Genomic DNA, 16,015 nt, shown 5'->3' with positions numbered 1-16,015 from the left:
GCCCCGCGCACGTCATGGACGGGTCGAGACGACGACCGTCGCGTACAGCTCGTCCGAGGTGACCAACCGCGGCGTCAGGCCGCACCGGGAGACCGTCTCGACGGCCCGGGCGGCCTGCCGCTCGCTCGTCTCGACCAGCAGATGCCCGCCCGGCGCCAGCCAGTCGGCAGCCTCGGCCGCCACCCTGCGCAGCACGTCGAGGCCGTCCGAGCCGCCGTCGAGCGCGACCAGCGGTTCGTGCTCGCGCGCCTCGGGGGGCAGCAGGCCGACCTCCTCGGTCGGTACGTACGGCACATTGGCGACCAGTACCTCGATCCGGCCGCGCAGTGCGTCCGGCAGCGCGGCGAACAGGTCGCCCTCGAAGACGCGGCCGCCGCGCGGCTCGATGTTGCGCCGCGCGCAGCGCACGGCGGCGGGCTCGATGTCCGAGGCGTACACCTCGGCGCCCTCCACGGCGGACAGCAGCACCGCCCCCGCCGCGCCGGAGCCGCAGCACAGATCGACGCAGACGGCCCCGGGCCCCGCCAGGCTCACGGCCTGCTCGACGAGGAACTCCGTCCGCCGCCGGGGCACGAACACCCCGCTGTCGACCTCGATCCGCAGGCCCGCGAAGGCGGCCCACCCCACCACGTGCTCCAGAGGGAGCCCGGCGGCCCGCCGCTCGACCATCGCGTCGAGCTCGGCGGGACCGGCCGCGGCGGCGAGGAGCATCTCCGCCTCCTCCTCGGCGAAGACACAGCCGGCCGCGCGCAGCCGGGTGACGACCGTCGTGTCAGACAAGCTGCGCCTCGATGGCCGCGACGACCTCCGGGGCCTCGGGCTCGGTACGCGGACGGAAGCGGGTGACCTGCCCGTCCTTGCCGATCAGGAACTTCTCGAAGTTCCACTGGACGTCCCCGGACTCGCCCTCGGCGTCCGCGACCTTCGTCAGCTCCGCGTAGAGCGGGTGACGGGCCTCGCCGTTCACATCCGTCTTCTCCAGGAGCGGGAACGTCACGCCGTACGTCGCCGAGCAGAAGGTCTGGATCTCCTCCGCGTCGCCCGGCTCCTGGCCCAGGAACTGGTTGCAGGGCACGCCGAGCACGGTGAAGCCCTTCTCCCCGTACTCCTTCTGCAGCCGCTCGAGGCCCGCGTACTGCGGCGTCAGACCGCACTTCGAGGCGACGTTGACGACCAGGACGGCCTGGTCGCGGTAGTCGGCCAGCGAGATCGGGTCGCCGGACAGCGTGCGCAGGGGGATGTCGTACAAACTCATGGAGAGCTCCTCGTCGAGACTAGGGTGTGATCACAACATGAGTGATGAACCACTGGCAATCGACATCGATTCCGCCCCGGAGGCCACGCGGCGGCGCGTGCGGTGCCGGCTGTGCGGCCGGCTCCTGACCGGCGTGGAGTCCCGCCGCACCGGCCTCGGCCCCTCCTGCGACGCCAAGCTCCACCCGCCGGGCCCGGACATCCGCACCCGCCGCCACGAGGTCGACCAGGACACCCTCCCGGGAACCTAGAGCTTCCGGAACAGGCCCTCCTGCACGACGGAGACCAAGAGCCGTCCCTCGCGGTCGTAGATCCGGCCGCGGGCCAGGCCGCGGCCGCCCGTCGCGATCGGCGACTCCTGGTCGTACAGGAACCACTCGTCCGCCCGGAAGGGACGGTGGAACCACATCGCGTGGTCCAGCGAGGCCATGTCGAAGCCCCGCGGCCCCCACAGCGGCTCCACCGGGATCCGTACCGCGTCCAGCAGCGTCATGTCGGACGCGTACGTCAGCGCGCAGGTGTGCACCAGCGGGTCGTCCCCGAGCGGGCCCACCGCCCGCATCCACACCGCGCTGCGCGGGTCCGCGCCCTTGACCTCGTCCTTCGTCCAGCGCAGCCGGTCCACGTAGCGGATGTCGAACGGCTGGCGCCGGGCCATCCGTTCCAGGGCCTCCGGCAGCACGCCCAGATGGTCGCGGATCTCGTCCGCGAGCCTCGGCAGGGTCTCCGGGTCCGTCATGTGCCGCGGCGGAAGCTGGTGCTCGAACCCGGACTCCTCCGGCAGGTGGAAGGAGGCGGTCAGATTGAAGATCGTGCGCCCCTGCTGGATCGCTGTGACCCGGCGGGTGGTGAACGAACGCCCGTCCCGCACCCGCTCCACCTGGTACACGATCGGCACCCCGGGCCGTCCCGGCCGCAGGAAGTAGGAGTGCAGCGAGTGCACCGGTCGGCCGCCCTCCGTGGTGCGACCCGCCGCCACCAGCGCCTGGCCGGCGACCTGCCCGCCGAAGACCCGTTGCAGCGACTCCTGCGGGCTCTGGCCACGGAAGATGTTGACCTCGATCTGCTCCAGATCGAGCAGGTCGACGAGCCTCTCGGCGGGATTGGTCACCTCTGCGCTCCTTCTACAGCTGTCCGACGGACGTCACGCGGACGACCGCCCGGCCCTCCTCGTCGGAGGCCGCGAGATCCACCTCCGCGCTGATGCCCCAGTCATGGTCGCCGTTCGGGTCGGCGAAGGTCTGCCGGACGCGCCACAGGCCGTGCGCCGCGTCCTCCTCGATCGACAGGAGCTTCGGCCCGCGGGCGTCCGGCCCCGTCCCGAGGTCCTCGTACTCGTCCCAGTACGCGTCCATCGCCTCGCCCCAGGCGTCCGCGTCCCAGCCGGACTCGGCGTCCATCTCGCCGAGCGCGTCCACGTTGTCGAGGGCCGCCAGCTCCACCCGGCGGAACATCGCGTTGCGCACCAGGACCCGGAAGGCGCGCGCGTTCGCGGTGACCGGCTTGACCTGGTCGGCCTTCTCCTGCGCCTCCTCGGCCGTCTCGACCTCGGGGTTCGCCAGCTGCTCCCACTCGTCGAGCAGCGAGGAGTCCACCTGGCGCACCATCTCGCCCAGCCAGGCGATCAGGTCCTCCAGGTCCTCGGTCTTCAGATCGTCCGGGATCGTGTGGTCCAGCGCCTTGTACGCGCTCGCCAGATAACGCAGCACGATGCCCTCGGTCCGCGCCAGCTCGTACCAGGACGTGAACTCGGTGAAGGACAGTGCCCGTTCGTACATGTCGCGGATGACGGACTTCGGCGAGACCGGGTGGTCGCCCACCCACGGGTGGGACTTCCGGTACACGTCGTACGCGTGCCAGAGCAGCTCTCCCAGCGGCTTCGGGTACGAGATCTCCTGGAGCCGCTCCATGCGCTCCTCGTACTCGACGCCGTCCGCCTTCATCTGGCCGACCGCCTCGCCGCGCGCCTTGTTCTGCATGGCGGCCAGGATCTGGCGTGGGTCGTCCAGGGTCGACTCGACGACCGAGACCATGTCCAGGGCGTAGGACGGGGACTCCGGGTCGAGGAGGTCGAACGCGGCGAGCGCGAACGTCGACAGCGGCTGGTTGAGCGCGAAGTCCTGCTGGAGGTCGACGGTGAGCCGGATCGTGCGGCCCTCGGCGTCCGGCTTGTCGAGCTGCTCCACCACACCGCCGTCGAGCAGCGAACGGTAGATCGCGATGGCCCGGCGGATGTGCCGCAACTGTGCCTTGCGCGGCTCGTGGTTGTCCTCGAGCAGCTTGCGCATCGCCTCGAACGCGTTGCCCGGGCGGGCGATCACCGAGAGCAGCATGATGTTGGTGACCTTGAAGCGGGAGGTCAGCGGCTCCGGCTCGGCGGCGATCAGCTTCTCGAAGGTGGTGTCGCTCCAGGCGACGAAGCCCTCCGGAGCCTTCTTGCGCACCACCTTGCGGCGCTTCTTCGGGTCGTCGCCGGCCTTGGCGAGCGCCTTCTCGTTCTCGATGACGTGCTCGGGTGCCTGCGCGACCACGAAACCGGCGGTGTCGAAGCCCGCCCGGCCGGCCCGGCCCGCGATCTGGTGGAACTCCCGCGCCCGCAGCGTGCGCACCCGGTTGCCGTCGTACTTCGTCAGCGCCGTGAACAGCACCGTACGGATGGGGACGTTGACGCCCACGCCGAGCGTGTCCGTCCCGCAGATCACCTTCAGCAGACCGGCCTGCGCCAGCTTCTCCACGAGCCGCCGGTACTTCGGCAGCATGCCCGCGTGGTGCACGCCGATGCCGTGGCGGACGTAACGCGAGAGGTTCTGGCCGAACTTGGTGGTGAAGCGGAAGTTGCCGATCAGCTCGGCGATCTGGTCCTTCTCCTCCCGCGAGCACATGTTGATGCTCATCAGCGACTGCGCCCGCTCGACGGCCTGCGCCTGGGTGAAGTGGACGATGTAGACCGGGGCCTGCTTGGTCTCCAGGAGCTCCGTCAGCGTGTCCGTGATGGGCGTGAGCCGGTACTCGTACGAGAGGGGCACCGGCCGCGTCGCCGAGCGGACCACCGAGGTCGGCCGGCCCGTGCGCCGGGTGAGGTCCTTCTCGAACATCGACACGTCGCCGAGCGTCGCCGACATGAGCACGAACTGCGCCTGGGGGAGTTCCAGGAGCGGGATCTGCCAGGCCCAGCCCCGGTCCTGCTCCGCGTAGAAGTGGAACTCGTCCATCACGACCTGGCCGATGTCGGCGTACTTGCCGTCCCGCAGCGCGATCGAGGCCAGCACCTCCGCCGTACAGCAGATGACGGGCGCGTCGGCGTTCACGGACGCGTCGCCGGTCAGCATGCCGACGTTCTCGGTGCCGAAGATCTTGCACAGGTCGAAGAACTTCTCCGACACCAGCGCCTTGATCGGCGCGGTGTAGAAGGTCACCTGGTCATTCGCGAGGGCCGTGAAGTGCGCGGCCGCCGCGACCAGCGACTTTCCCGAGCCGGTGGGTGTCGACAAGATCACGTTCGCGCCGGAGACCACCTCGATCAGCGCCTCCTCCTGGGCCGGGTAGAGCGTGATGCCCCGGCCCTCCGCCCATGAGGAGAAAGCCTCGAAGAGGGCGTCGGGGTCGGCGTTCGGCGGGAGCTGATCGATAAGGGTCACGCCCCCATCTTGCCTGGATTCCGCCCGGAGGAGGGAACCGGCCGTCGGCACGAAGATCACGGACGATACGCTGCCTTGTCGATCGGTCGTCAACTGGACGCCGGCGGGGGACGAATGGGGCGGGAACGATCATGATGGGACCGGCGCACTCGCTGTCCGGAGCGGCGGCCTGGCTGGGCGTCGGAGCGGCGGCGGCAGCCGCGGGCCACCCGATGCCGTGGCCGGTGGTCGTGGTCGGAGCCCTCATCTGCGCGGGCGCCGCGCTCGCCCCGGACCTGGATCACAAGTCCGCGACCATCTCGCGCGCCTTCGGCCCGGTCTCCCGCGGCCTGTGTGAGATCGTCGACAAGCTCTCGTACGCCGTCTACAAGGCCACCCGCTCCACCGCCGACCCCCGACGGTCGGGCGGCCACCGCACGCTCACCCACACCTGGCTCTGGGCGGTACTCATCGGCGTCGGAGCCTCCGTCCTCGCCATCACCGGCGGCCGCTGGGCGGTTCTCGGCATCCTCTTCGTCCACCTCGTGCTCGCGGTGGAAGGCCTGCTGTGGCGGGCCGCCCGGATGTCCAGCGACATCCTGGTCTGGCTGCTCGGCGCCACCAGCGCCTGGATCCTCGCGGGCGTCCTCGACCAGCCCGGCAACGGCGCGGACTGGCTCTTCACCGCCCCCGGGCAGGAATACCTCTGGCTGGGCCTGCCCATCGTCCTCGGCGCCCTCGTCCACGACATCGGCGACGCCCTGACCGTCTCCGGCTGCCCGATCCTGTGGCCCATCCCGGTGGGGCGCAAGCGGTGGTACCCGGTCGGACCGCCGAAGGGGATGCGCTTCCGCGCCGGCAGCTGGGTCGAGCTGAAGGTCCTCATGCCGGCCTTCATGCTCCTCGGCGGCGTGGGCGGCGCCTCGGCGCTCGGCTACCTGTAGCCGCCGGCCGCCACGGACGACGAAGGGCCGCCCCCACCAGGGGGCGGCCCTTCTCGCGTACGTCGGCCGCGGCACGACCGCGTACGCCGGCGCCGCGACCTCATATGTCCGCCGAGCACGTCGGCCGAGCCGCGACCTCCTGCGTCAGCCGTGCCAGGACCGCCAGAGCGCCGCGTACGCTCCGTCCGCCGCCACCAGCTCGTCGTGGCTGCCCAGCTCGCTGATCCGGCCGTCCTCGACCACCGCGATCACATCCGCGTCGTGCGCGGTGTGCAGTCGGTGGGCGATCGCGACGACCGTACGGCCGTCCAGGACCCGGGCCAGCGAGCGCTCCAGATGGCGCGCCGCCCGCGGGTCCAGGAGCGAGGTCGCCTCGTCGAGGACCAGCGTGTGCGGATCGGCGAGGACCAGCCGGGCCAGCGCGATCTGCTGGGCCTGCGCCGGGGTGAGCGTGAATCCGCCGGAGCCCACCTCGGTGTCCAGGCCCTCGTCCAGCGCCCTCGCCCAGCCGTCCGCGTCGACCGCGCCGAGGGCCGCCCACAGCTCCCCGTCCTCGGCGCCCGTGCGGGCGAGGCGGAGGTTGTCGCGGAGCGAGCCGACGAAGACGTGGTGCTCCTGGTTGACCAGGGCCACGTGCTCGCGGACCCGCTCGGCCGGCATCTTCGCCAGCTCGGCGGCGCCGAGCGTGACCGACCCGGTCCGCGGGGCGTAGATGCCCGCGAGGAGCCGGCCCAGCGTCGACTTGCCCGCGCCGGACGGGCCGACCAGCGCGAGCCGGGTGCCCGGGGCGACGTCCATCGACACCCGGTGCAGCACGTCGACACCCTCCCGGTAGCCGAACCGCACCTCGTCCGCGCGGACCGTCCGGCCCTCGGGCCGTACCTCCCCGTCACCGGCGTCCGGCTCGATGTCCCGGACCCCGACCAGCCGGGCCAGCGACACCTGGGCGACCTGCAGCTCGTCGTACCAGCGCAGGATGATCCCGATCGGCTCCACCAGCATCTGGGCGAGCAGCGCGCCCGTGGTCAGCTGCCCGACGTCGAGCCAGCCCTGCAGCACGAAGACACCGCCGAGCATCAGCACGCCCGCAAGCACGGTGGTGTGCGTGAGGTTCACGACCGGGAAGAGCACCGAGCGCAGACCCAATGTGTACCGTTCCCACGCGGTCCACTCCCGGATGCGCCGGTCGGAGAGGGCGACGCGGCGCGCGCCGAGGCGGTGCGCCTCGACCGTGCGGCCCGCGTCGACCGTCTCGGCGAGCGCCGAGGCGACCGCCGCGTACCCGGCGGCCTCCGAGCGGTAGGCCGACGGCGCCCGCTTGAAGTACCAGCGGCAGCCCACGATCAGCAGCGGCGCGGCCACCACGAGCGCCAGGGCCAGGGGCGGCGCGGTCACCGTGAGGCCCCCGATCAGCAGACCGGCCCAGACCACCCCGATCGCCAGCTGGGGCACGGCTTCCCGCATGGCGTTGGCCAGCCGGTCGATGTCGGTGGTGATCCGGGACAGCAGGTCGCCGGTCCCTGCCCGTTCCAGTACGCCCGGCGGCAGCCCGACCGACCGCACGAGGAAGTCCTCGCGCAGATCGGCCAGCATCTCCTCACCGAGCATCGCGCCGCGCAGCCGCACCATCCGCACGAAGAGGGTCTGGATCACCAGTGCCAGCGCGAACAGGCCGATGGTGCGCTCCAGTTGGAGCTCGCGCGCTCCCTCGGAGAGACGCTCGACGAGCGAGCCGAGGAGGTACGGACCGGCCATCGAGGCGGTCACGGCGACCGCGTTGACACCGACGAGCAGCGCGAACGCCCTGCGATGGCGGCTGAGGAGCTCGCGTACGTAGGCGCGTACGGTCGCGACCGTGCCGACGGGCAGGGTCGTCGCCGACTGCGGGGCCGCCGGGTCGTACGCCGGTGGCGCCAGGCCGATCATGCCGACTCTCCTTCCAGCTCTGCTTCCAACTTCTCTTCCAGCTCTTCGTCCGGCTGTTTCGCCGACTGCTCCCGCATCGCCTGTTCCTCGTCGGTCTCCCGGGTGACGACGGCCCGGTAGCGCGGCTCGGTGCGCAACAGCTCGCGGTGCGTGCCGACGGCCACCACCTCGTCGTCGTGGATCAGCACCACCCGGTCGGCCCGGTCGAGCAGCAGCGGCGAGGACGCAAGCACCACCGTCGTGCGGCCCTCGCGCAGCTCCCGTACCCCGGCCGCGACCCGCGCCTCGGTGTGCGAGTCGACCGCCGAGGTCGGCTCGTCGAGCACCAGCACCTGCGGGTCGGTGACCAGGGAACGGGCCAGCGCCAGACGCTGCCGCTGCCCGCCCGACAGGGACCGGCCCCGCTCGGTGATCCGGGTCCGCATCGGATCGCCTCCGGTGTCCACGGAGGCCTGGGCCAGCGCGTCCAGGACGTCCCCGCACCGGGCGGCCGCCAGGGCGGCCTCGGCGCTCACGGCACCGGAGGACGGCACGTCGAGCAGCTCGCGCAGTGTGCCGGAGAGCAGCACCGGATCCTTGTCCTGGACCAGGACGGCGGCGCGGGCCGCGGCCAGCTCCAGCTCGTCGAGCGGAACGCCGCCGAGCAGCACGGAGGTGTGCCCCTCGGTCGGCTCCGCCGGATGGCCGCCGAGCCGGTCCGCGAGCCGCCCGGCCGCGTCCGGGTCGCCACAGACCACCGCGGTGAAGTGGCCCGCGGGAGCCAGCAGCCCGGTCGCCGGGTCGTACAGGTCGCCGCTCGCCGCGCGGTCCTCGCCGGAGACCGTGTCCGTGCGGGACAGCGCGAGGACACGGGCCGCGCGCTTGGCGGACGGCCGGGAGAAGGAGTACGCCATGGCGATCTCCTCGAAGTGGCGCAGCGGGTGCAGCATCAGCGCCACCGCGCCGTAGGCGGTGACCAGTTCACCGACCGCGATACGGCCGTCGAGCGCGAGCCGCGCGCCGTAGGCGAGCACGCCCACCAGGAGCAGTCCGGGGAGCAGGACCTGGACGGCCGCGATGAGCGCCCACATCCGCGCACTGTGCACGGCGGCGCGGCGGACCTCCTGGGAGGCCGCGCGATAGCGGCCGAGGAACAGCTCCTCGCCGCCGATACCGCGCAGGACCCGGAGCCCGGCGACGGTGTCCGAGGCGAGCTCGGTGGCCTTGCCGGCCTTCTCGCGCTGGATGTCGGCCCGGCGGGTGGCCCGGGGGAGCAGGGGCAGCACGGCCAGGGCGAGCACCGGCATGCCGACCGCGACCACCAGACCGAGAGTCGGCTGGTAGACCACCAGACCGACGCAGACCAGGACCATCGTCAGCGCGGCCGCCGCGAAGCGCGACAGCGCCTCGACGAACCAGCCGATCTTCTCGACGTCTCCGGTGGAGACGGCCACGACCTCGCCCGCGGCGACCCGCCGGGTGAGGACCGCGCCCAGCTCCGCGGTCTTTCGCGACAGCAGCTGCTGGACGCGGGCGGCAGCGGTGATCCAGTTGGTGACGGCGGTGCGGTGCAACATCATGTCGCCGACCGCGATGGCCGCTCCGAGCAGGGCGAGCAGCCCGCCCGCGAGGGCCAGCCGGCCGCCTGAGCGGTCGACGACGGCCTGCACGGCCAGGCCGACGGCGACCGAGAGACCGGCGATGCCGAGCTGCAGGAGCAGGCCCCACAGCAGCGACTTCACCTGCCCGCCGAGTTGGTTGCGGCCGAGCCAGACGAGGAACCGAGTGCCCGAGCGGACATCGGGGACCCCTGGATCGGCGTACGGTAGATCGCGAATCTGCATGGCTTCCCAGGGTCTTCCGGTGCTTCGTCAGATGGCTCAAACCGTGCAAGGTTCGCGTTCCGCACCCCCCGGCGGCAATCGATTTATTCGCATCGGGGAACAGAACGCGCCAAGGTCCACCGAGGCCCTCTGGACGCCTCGAAGGCCCCGCGCTTCACTCCCGTCCCATGAGACATCACAAGGTCATGAGCATGATCGGCGGCCTCGTCCTGGCCGCCGGAGCGCTGCTCACCGCCCACCCCGCGGCCGCGCAGGCTCCGTACGAGACACCCCCTCCCGAGTTCACCAGCGACTGGCACGACCCGGTCACCGCCGCGCCGCCCGTCGCCAGGCCGGACACGCCCTCCTGCGAAGTGACGCTCGCCGAGGCCCAGTTCCGCGACTTCACGCCGTACAGGGGGAGTTACGCGCCTCCGAAGGAGTGCGGGACCCGCTGGAACAAGGTCGTGCTCCGCCTCGAAGGGAACGTGAAGGGGCGTCAGTACGACCGGCTCGGGTACCTCACGGTGGGCGGTGTGGAGATCTTCCGCACCTCCACACCGCAGCCCTCGCCGGACGGCATCGCCTGGTCGGTGGAGAAGGACGTCACCCGCTACCGCGACACCCTCAGCCGGCCGCAACCGGTCGAGATGCTCATCGGCAATGTCGTGAACGAGACGTACACCGGCGTCTTCGACGTCCGGGTCACGCTCACCTTCTACACGGCCCGGGGGCAGGTGAAGCCGGCCGCCGACACCCCCGACCGGGTGCTGCCGCTCGACTCCACGAGCCTGACCACCCCGCGCAACACGGAACGCGTCCTCGCCGAGGTGTACGCGACGGGCTCCGGCGGAGGCTGCGAGGAGTACTGGTACCTGACCGTGCCCGACGCCGCCCCGTACTCCTGCAAGGCGACCGACGGGCCGTACCGCGAGGTGCAGGTCTCCGTCGACGGCCGCCTCGCGGGCATCGCCGCGCCGTTCCCGACCGTCTGGACCGGTGGGTGGTCCAACCCGTTCCTCTGGTACGTCACCCCCGGCCCGCGCGCCTTCGACATCCGGCCGATCGTCTACGACCTGACCCCCTTCGCGGGCATCCTCAACGACGGCCGTGCGCACCGGGTCGAGGTGTCGGTCGTGGGCGTCCCCGCAGGGCAGACCGGCTGGAGCACGCCCACCAACATCCTGCTCTGGCAGGACGAGGGCCGCGCCGTGGTCACCGGAGCCCTGGACCGTCACGAGGAGACCGCCCCGCGCAGCTCCTCGGTGTACACGGCGGGTGCGGAGCACCGGCTGGACACAGATGGCGGACACGCGCTCACCGTCGCCGGCCATCTGAACACCTCGCACGGCCGCGTCGACACCACGGTCACCCGGACTCTCGGGCACACCTCCGTGCACCGCTGGGCCGAGAGTGAGAACCCGGACGCGCTCACCGCGCGGTGGACCGACGACGAGACCGTGACGGCCGGGCGCACGAGCACCCGCACCCATCGCACGTACACCATGGACGGCGAGACCACCGTCGGAGCGGGCGACCGTCTGCGGACCGTGCTGTCGCTCGGCGACCGCGCCGACTCCGTCGTCGTACGCGACGGAGAGCGGGCGGCCTTCTCGTACCTCGACGACACCTACCGCGGCGACGCCACCTACACCACCGGTGTGCCCCGCGATCAGCGGCACGCGGTCGGGACGACGTCACAGCGCTACCGGCTGTACGGCTCGGAGGGCTGCTACGACCGCACTCTGAGGACGGCGCAGGGCACGGTCACGGAGGACCGCCTGCGCTGCTGAGCGGATGCGGGGCCCGGCAGGTACGAGCCGGGCCCCGCATCCGCCGTCCCCTAGGCCGGCTTCACCGAGTCCACGCCGGACCGGGCCTTCTTCCACTCCCCGCGGGTGAAGTCCGGGATCGCCAGCGGTGCGCCCTTGGCCTTGATCGAGGCGTGGCTGAGCGGCACGGGCGCCGTCCAGGTCGCCGCGTCGTAGACGTCGAAGTCGGGCACCAGGCCGAGCTGCATGCACTGCATCAGCCGGTAGATCATGATGTAGTCCATGCCGCCGTGCCCGCCCGGCGGATTGGCGTGTTCCTTCCAGAGCCAGTGGTCGAACTCCGTGGCGTACGCAGCGAAGTCGCCCCACTGGTGACCCTTGTGGTCCGGCTCCACATAGATCCGGGCCGGGTAGTCCTCGAACACCCCGCGTGTGCCGCCGAGGCTGTTGATCCGGCTGTACGGGTGCGGTGTCGAGACATCGTGCTCCAGCCGGATCACGCGGCCCTTCGCCGTCTGCACCAGGCTGATCGTACGGTCGCTCCCGATGTACGACTCCTTCCAGCTCGGGTCGCCCGACGGCATGTTCGCGGCCCGGTACTCGGCGAGACCGAGCGCCGGCGTCCCGAAGCTGCTGATGCTCACCGCCCGGTCGCCGCGGTTGACGTCCATGTAGTTGGCGACCGGGCCGAAACCGTGGTTCGGGTAGAGATCGCCCCGCAGCCGGGTGTGCCAGAGCCGGCGCCAGGGGCCCTCGTAGTACGTGGGCGAGAACATCAGCTCGCGCAGATCGTGGTTGTACGCCCCGGCGCCGTGCAGCAGATCCCCGAACTTCCCCGCATGCGCCATCCGCAGGACCCGCATCTCGTTGCGGCCGTAACAGCAGTTCTCGAGCTGCATGCAGTGGCGTCGGGTCTGCTCGGAGAGGTCGACCAGCTCCCACAGATCCTCGAGCGTCATGGCGACCGGACACTCCACGCCGACGTGCTTGCCGTTCAGCATCGCCGACCGCGCCATCGCGAAGTGGAGTTCCCAGGGCGTCGCCACATAGACGAAGTCCAGGTCGGAGCGCTTGCAGAGGTTCTCGTAGTCGTCCTCGCCGTGGGTGTACACGGCGGGGGAGGGCTGTCCGGCGGCGACCACCTTGGCGGCGGCGCGTTCCGTCTGCTCCTTGACCGGGTCGCAGAGCGCGACCACCCGCACCCAGGGGAGGGCGAGGAACAGGTCGATCATGCTGCCGCCCCGGTTGCCGAGGCCGACGATTCCGACACGGACGGTGGAGCGACCCTCGAAGGGGACACCGGCCATGGTGGCGCCCCTGCGGGGGCGCGTCCCGGCGGTCTCGGTGGCAGCGGCGGCCGCGACGGCCTCCCCGGACACGGCGGTCTGGGCGGCTTCGGCGGGCCCGGCGCCCAGGGCGCCGAGGCCGATGCCCGCTCCCGCGACCCCGGCCGTGGTCCGCAGGACGGAGCGACGGCTCGGCGGCTGCGGTGCGTTGTCGTTCATGGAACCTCCAGTAGCTGTGGGCACGGCTGGCTCATGAATCCCGCTCAGGACCCTGGCCGTTGAGACTGGTGGTGCGCAAGGGCGCGGATTGGACTCTTGCGACGGGTGGTTGGACTCTTCGCTTCCGGTTCCGCCTCGGGACCGGCGGCGCGCGGGACAGGGCCGCAGGCGCACGGGGACGGGCCACAAGTGCACGGGGACGGGCCACAAGCGCACCGAAGGGAACCGGCACCACGCGGGGCGTCACGGACGCGTCGCGTGCTCCAGGGCCAGCAGCACATGCCGATAGCTCCGGCCGGTCGCCCGGTCCATGCCGATCTCGCACATCCGGTTCGCCGACAGATGCACGTCGAAGGGGCGCCCCGTCACCTCGGCCGCCTCACGCGCGGTGGCCGACGCCGTCAGCTCCGGATGGAGCATTCCCCGGTCGCCCGCGAAGGCGCAGCAGCCCGCGTCCTCGGGGACCACGACCTCCTCGGCGCACGCCCGGGCCAGCGTCGTGAGCTGCTCCTCGTCCCCCAGATGCCGCATCGAGCACGTCGGATGCACCACCGCCGAGCCCACCGCGCGCCGCACGTCGAGCCGCGGCAGCAGCTCGTCGGCCGCCCACACCAAGGAGTCCAGGACGGTCAGCTCGGCGTGCAACTCACGGTTGTCGGCCGTGAGATACGGCACCACCTCGTGGGCGATCCCCAGCGTGCAGGAAGAGGCGTCGACGACGAGCGGCAGACGCCCGCCCGCCGTCCAGCCCCAGGCCGCCTCCACGATCCGGTTGGCCATCACCTCGTTGCCGCGCTCGTACCCCTTGGAGTGCCAGATCGTCGCGCAGCACGTCCCGGCCACGTCGTCCGGAATCCACACCGGCTTGCCCGCCCGTGCGGAGAGGGCGACCACCGCCTCGGGCAGCGACGGGCCGCGCAGGCCCTCGGGCCCGCCGAAGATGCGGTTCACGCAGGCCGGGTAGTAGACGGCGACGGCCGCCGGGCGGTGGGTGCGGGGGAGGCGGCGGGCCGCCGCGCCCGGGATCTCCGGCAGCCACTCCGGTACGCGATCGGGCCGCACCACCTTGCGTGCCAGGCTCGTGACCGATTCCAGGAGCCGGTCCCCGATCCGGTCCGCCGCGGCGACCGCGAGCCGGGCCGAGGCCTCCACGGCGCGGAAGTTCCTGGCCGCGAGCGCCGCGGCGGCCTCCTCGCGCGGCGTGTGCCGCTGATGGCGGAAGCCCCTCATCAACGCCCCCGTGTCGATACCGACGGGGCAGGCCAGCTTGCAGGTGGAGTCGCCGGCGCAGGTGTCCACGGCGTCGTAGCCGTACGCCGCCAACAGACCCGCCTCCACCGGGGAGCCGTCGCTCTGCCGCATCATCTCCCGGCGCAGCGCGATGCGTTGACGTGGAGTGGTCGTCAGGTCGCTGCTGGGGCAGGTCGGTTCGCAGAAGCCGCACTCGATGCACGGATCGGCGACCGCCTCCACCGTCGGAATCGTCTTGAGGCCGCGGAGATGGGCCTGCGGGTCCCGGTCGAGGACGATCCGCGGCGCGAGCACCCCTTCGGGATCGATGAGCTCCTTGGTCCGCCACATCAGCTCGGTCGCCCGCGGCCCCCACTCCAGCTCCAGGAAGGGCGCGATGTTGCGCCCGGTGGCGTGCTCGGCCTTGAGCGAGCCGTCGAACCGCTCCACGGTCACCTTGCAGAACTCGTCCATGAACGCGGCGTACCGCTCCACGTCGGCGGGGTCGGCGGCGTCGAACGCGAGCAGGAAGTGCAGGTTGCCGTGGGCCGCGTGACCGGCCACGGCCGCTTCGAAGCCGTGCCGGGACTGCAGCTCCAGGAGGTCCGCACAGGCCTCGGCGAGCCGGGCCGGCGGTACGGCGAAGTCCTCGGTGATCAGCGTCGTACCCGAGGGGCGCGAGCCGCCCACCGCGGTCACGAACGCCCTGCGGGCCTTCCAGTACCCGGCGATCGTCCCCGGATCGCGGGTGAAGGCATTGCTCACCGAGGCGACCGGCGCGATCAGCTCCAGTTCGTCGAGTACGGCGGCGGCCGCCCGCTCGTACGCCTCCTGCGCCGCCGTGTCCGGCGCGCGGAACTCCACGAGGAGCGCCGCCGTCCCCTTCGGCAGCTCCGCCCAGTCCGCCGGCACCCCGGCGACCTTGACCGAGGCGCGCAACGTGTTGCCGTCCATCAGCTCGACCGCGATCGCCCCGGCGTCGTTGAAGCGCGGCACCGCGGCGGCCGCGGCCGGCAGCGAGGGGAAGAACAGCAGCGCGCTGGAGACCAGCCGGTCCAGGGGCAGGGTGTCGAAGACGACCTCGGAGATGAAGCCGAACGTGCCCTCCGAGCCGACCATGAGTCCCCGCAGGATCTGCACGGGCGTGGCACCGTCCAGGAAGGCGTCCAGGCGATAGCCGTTGGTGTTCTTGATGGCGTACTTGGCGCGGATACGGGCCACCAGCTCCGCGTCGCCCTCGATCTCGGCCTTGAGTGCCATCAGCCCTTCGCACAGGCGCGGTTCGGCGCGCGCGAGCTCCTCGTCGGCGGCCGGGTCGCCGGTGTCGACGACGGTGCCGCTCGGCAGGACGACGGTGAGGGAGGCGACGGTCCGGTACGCGTTCCGGGTCGTCCCCGCGGTCATGCCGGAGGCGTTGTTGGCGACCACCCCGCCGATCGTGCAGGCGACGGCGCTCGCCGGGTCGGGCCCGAGGACCCGGCCGTGCCGGGCGAGGGCGGCGTTGGCCCGGACGACCGTGGTGCCGGGGTGGATCCGGGCGCGGGCACCGTCGTCGAGCACCTCGACGCCCACCCAGTGCCGGCGCACGTCGACCAGGATGTCCTCCCCCTGCGCCTGCCCGTTGAGACTGGTCCCGGCCGCCCGGAACACCACCCCGCGGCCCTTCCCGCGCGCGTAGGAGAGGACGGTGGAGACGTCGTCGATGTCCTCCGCCACCACCACGACCTGTGGGACGAACCGGTAGGGGCTGGCGTCGGAGGCGTACCGCACCAGGTCGGAGATCTTCGAGAGGACCTTCTCCGGACCGAGGAGCGCGGTCAGCTCCTCCCGCAGATGACGTGGCGTGCCGCGGGACTGGAGGTCGGGGACCCGGTCGGGGGCGGGAATCCGCTTGGTACCCGGACGCAGGGCCCGCGGGTTCGGCTCCAGCAGTGGCATGTCACGGCTCCCTCGGCGCTCCTGGCG

General features: G+C 71.9%; 11 protein-coding genes. 3 read left to right on the top strand and 8 right to left on the bottom strand.

The features are described from left to right. Window positions 1-12 precede the first annotated feature (12 nt). Window positions 13-780: a putative protein N(5)-glutamine methyltransferase gene (locus ABZ939_RS23545; RefSeq protein WP_361858450.1), complete on the bottom strand. Its 768-nt coding sequence runs from the start codon at window positions 778-780 to the stop codon at window positions 13-15. Further along, entirely contained in the window at window positions 773-1,255 is a 483-nt protein-coding gene (locus ABZ939_RS23540; protein WP_361858447.1) for a glutathione peroxidase, read from the bottom strand. Before ABZ939_RS23540 ends, ABZ939_RS23545 begins: the two co-directional genes overlap by 8 nt. Window positions 1,256-1,292: 37 nt before the next feature. Here ABZ939_RS23540 and ABZ939_RS23535 point away from each other — a divergent pair, with 37 nt between their 5' ends. After that, on the top strand, window positions 1,293-1,505 hold the full coding sequence (locus ABZ939_RS23535; protein WP_361858444.1) for a DUF6011 domain-containing protein: 213 nt from the start codon (window positions 1,293-1,295) through the stop codon (window positions 1,503-1,505). Here ABZ939_RS23535 and ABZ939_RS23530 read toward each other — a convergent pair. Both ABZ939_RS23530 and ABZ939_RS23525 read right to left on the bottom strand, forming a co-directional pair. Beyond that, entirely contained in the window at window positions 1,502-2,365 is an 864-nt protein-coding gene (locus tag ABZ939_RS23530; RefSeq protein ID WP_361858441.1) for an acyl-CoA thioesterase II, read from the bottom strand. The two genes, ABZ939_RS23535 and ABZ939_RS23530, sit on opposite strands and share 4 nt — an antisense overlap. A gap of 13 nt (window positions 2,366-2,378) precedes the next feature. Further along, entirely contained in the window at window positions 2,379-4,952 is a 2,574-nt protein-coding gene (locus ABZ939_RS23525; RefSeq protein ID WP_361858438.1) for a DUF3516 domain-containing protein, read from the bottom strand. A gap of 71 nt (window positions 4,953-5,023) precedes the next feature. Between ABZ939_RS23525 and ABZ939_RS23520 the strand changes: the two genes are divergently transcribed. Beyond that, window positions 5,024-5,815: a metal-dependent hydrolase gene (locus ABZ939_RS23520; RefSeq protein ID WP_361858435.1), complete on the top strand. Its 792-nt coding sequence runs from the start codon at window positions 5,024-5,026 to the stop codon at window positions 5,813-5,815. 144 nt (window positions 5,816-5,959) lie between these two features. Here the strand turns inward: ABZ939_RS23520 and ABZ939_RS23515 are convergent, their stop codons facing one another. Beyond that, window positions 5,960-7,741, bottom strand: coding sequence for an ABC transporter ATP-binding protein (locus ABZ939_RS23515; RefSeq protein WP_361858432.1), 1,782 nt, complete (start codon window positions 7,739-7,741; stop codon window positions 5,960-5,962). Further along, window positions 7,738-9,564 (bottom strand): ABC transporter ATP-binding protein, encoded by a 1,827-nt coding sequence (locus tag ABZ939_RS23510; RefSeq protein WP_361858429.1) that lies wholly within the window; start codon window positions 9,562-9,564, stop codon window positions 7,738-7,740. Before ABZ939_RS23510 ends, ABZ939_RS23515 begins: the two co-directional genes overlap by 4 nt. A gap of 167 nt (window positions 9,565-9,731) precedes the next feature. Between ABZ939_RS23510 and ABZ939_RS23505 the strand changes: the two genes are divergently transcribed. Further along, the gene (locus tag ABZ939_RS23505; protein ID WP_361858426.1) at window positions 9,732-11,336 is read left to right on the top strand and encodes a peptide-N4-asparagine amidase; all 1,605 of its coding nucleotides are present in this window, start codon (window positions 9,732-9,734) and stop codon (window positions 11,334-11,336) included. A 50-nt stretch (window positions 11,337-11,386) separates the two neighbouring features. Here the strand turns inward: ABZ939_RS23505 and ABZ939_RS23500 are convergent, their stop codons facing one another. Both ABZ939_RS23500 and ABZ939_RS23495 read right to left on the bottom strand, forming a co-directional pair. Continuing rightward, complete coding sequence (locus ABZ939_RS23500) at window positions 11,387-12,820, bottom strand: Gfo/Idh/MocA family oxidoreductase (protein WP_361858423.1); 1,434 nt, start codon at window positions 12,818-12,820, stop codon at window positions 11,387-11,389. 243 nt (window positions 12,821-13,063) lie between these two features. Beyond that, the gene (locus tag ABZ939_RS23495; RefSeq protein WP_361858420.1) at window positions 13,064-15,988 is read right to left on the bottom strand and encodes an FAD-binding and (Fe-S)-binding domain-containing protein; all 2,925 of its coding nucleotides are present in this window, start codon (window positions 15,986-15,988) and stop codon (window positions 13,064-13,066) included. Between the last annotated feature and the right edge of the window lie 27 nt (window positions 15,989-16,015).

Source organism: Streptomyces sp. NPDC046712 (genome assembly GCF_040645695.1).
Taxonomy (GTDB): domain Bacteria; phylum Actinomycetota; class Actinomycetes; order Streptomycetales; family Streptomycetaceae; genus Streptomyces.
The sequence above is the reverse complement of the archived record's forward strand: the minus strand, read 5'-3'. Positions and strand labels throughout refer to the sequence as shown.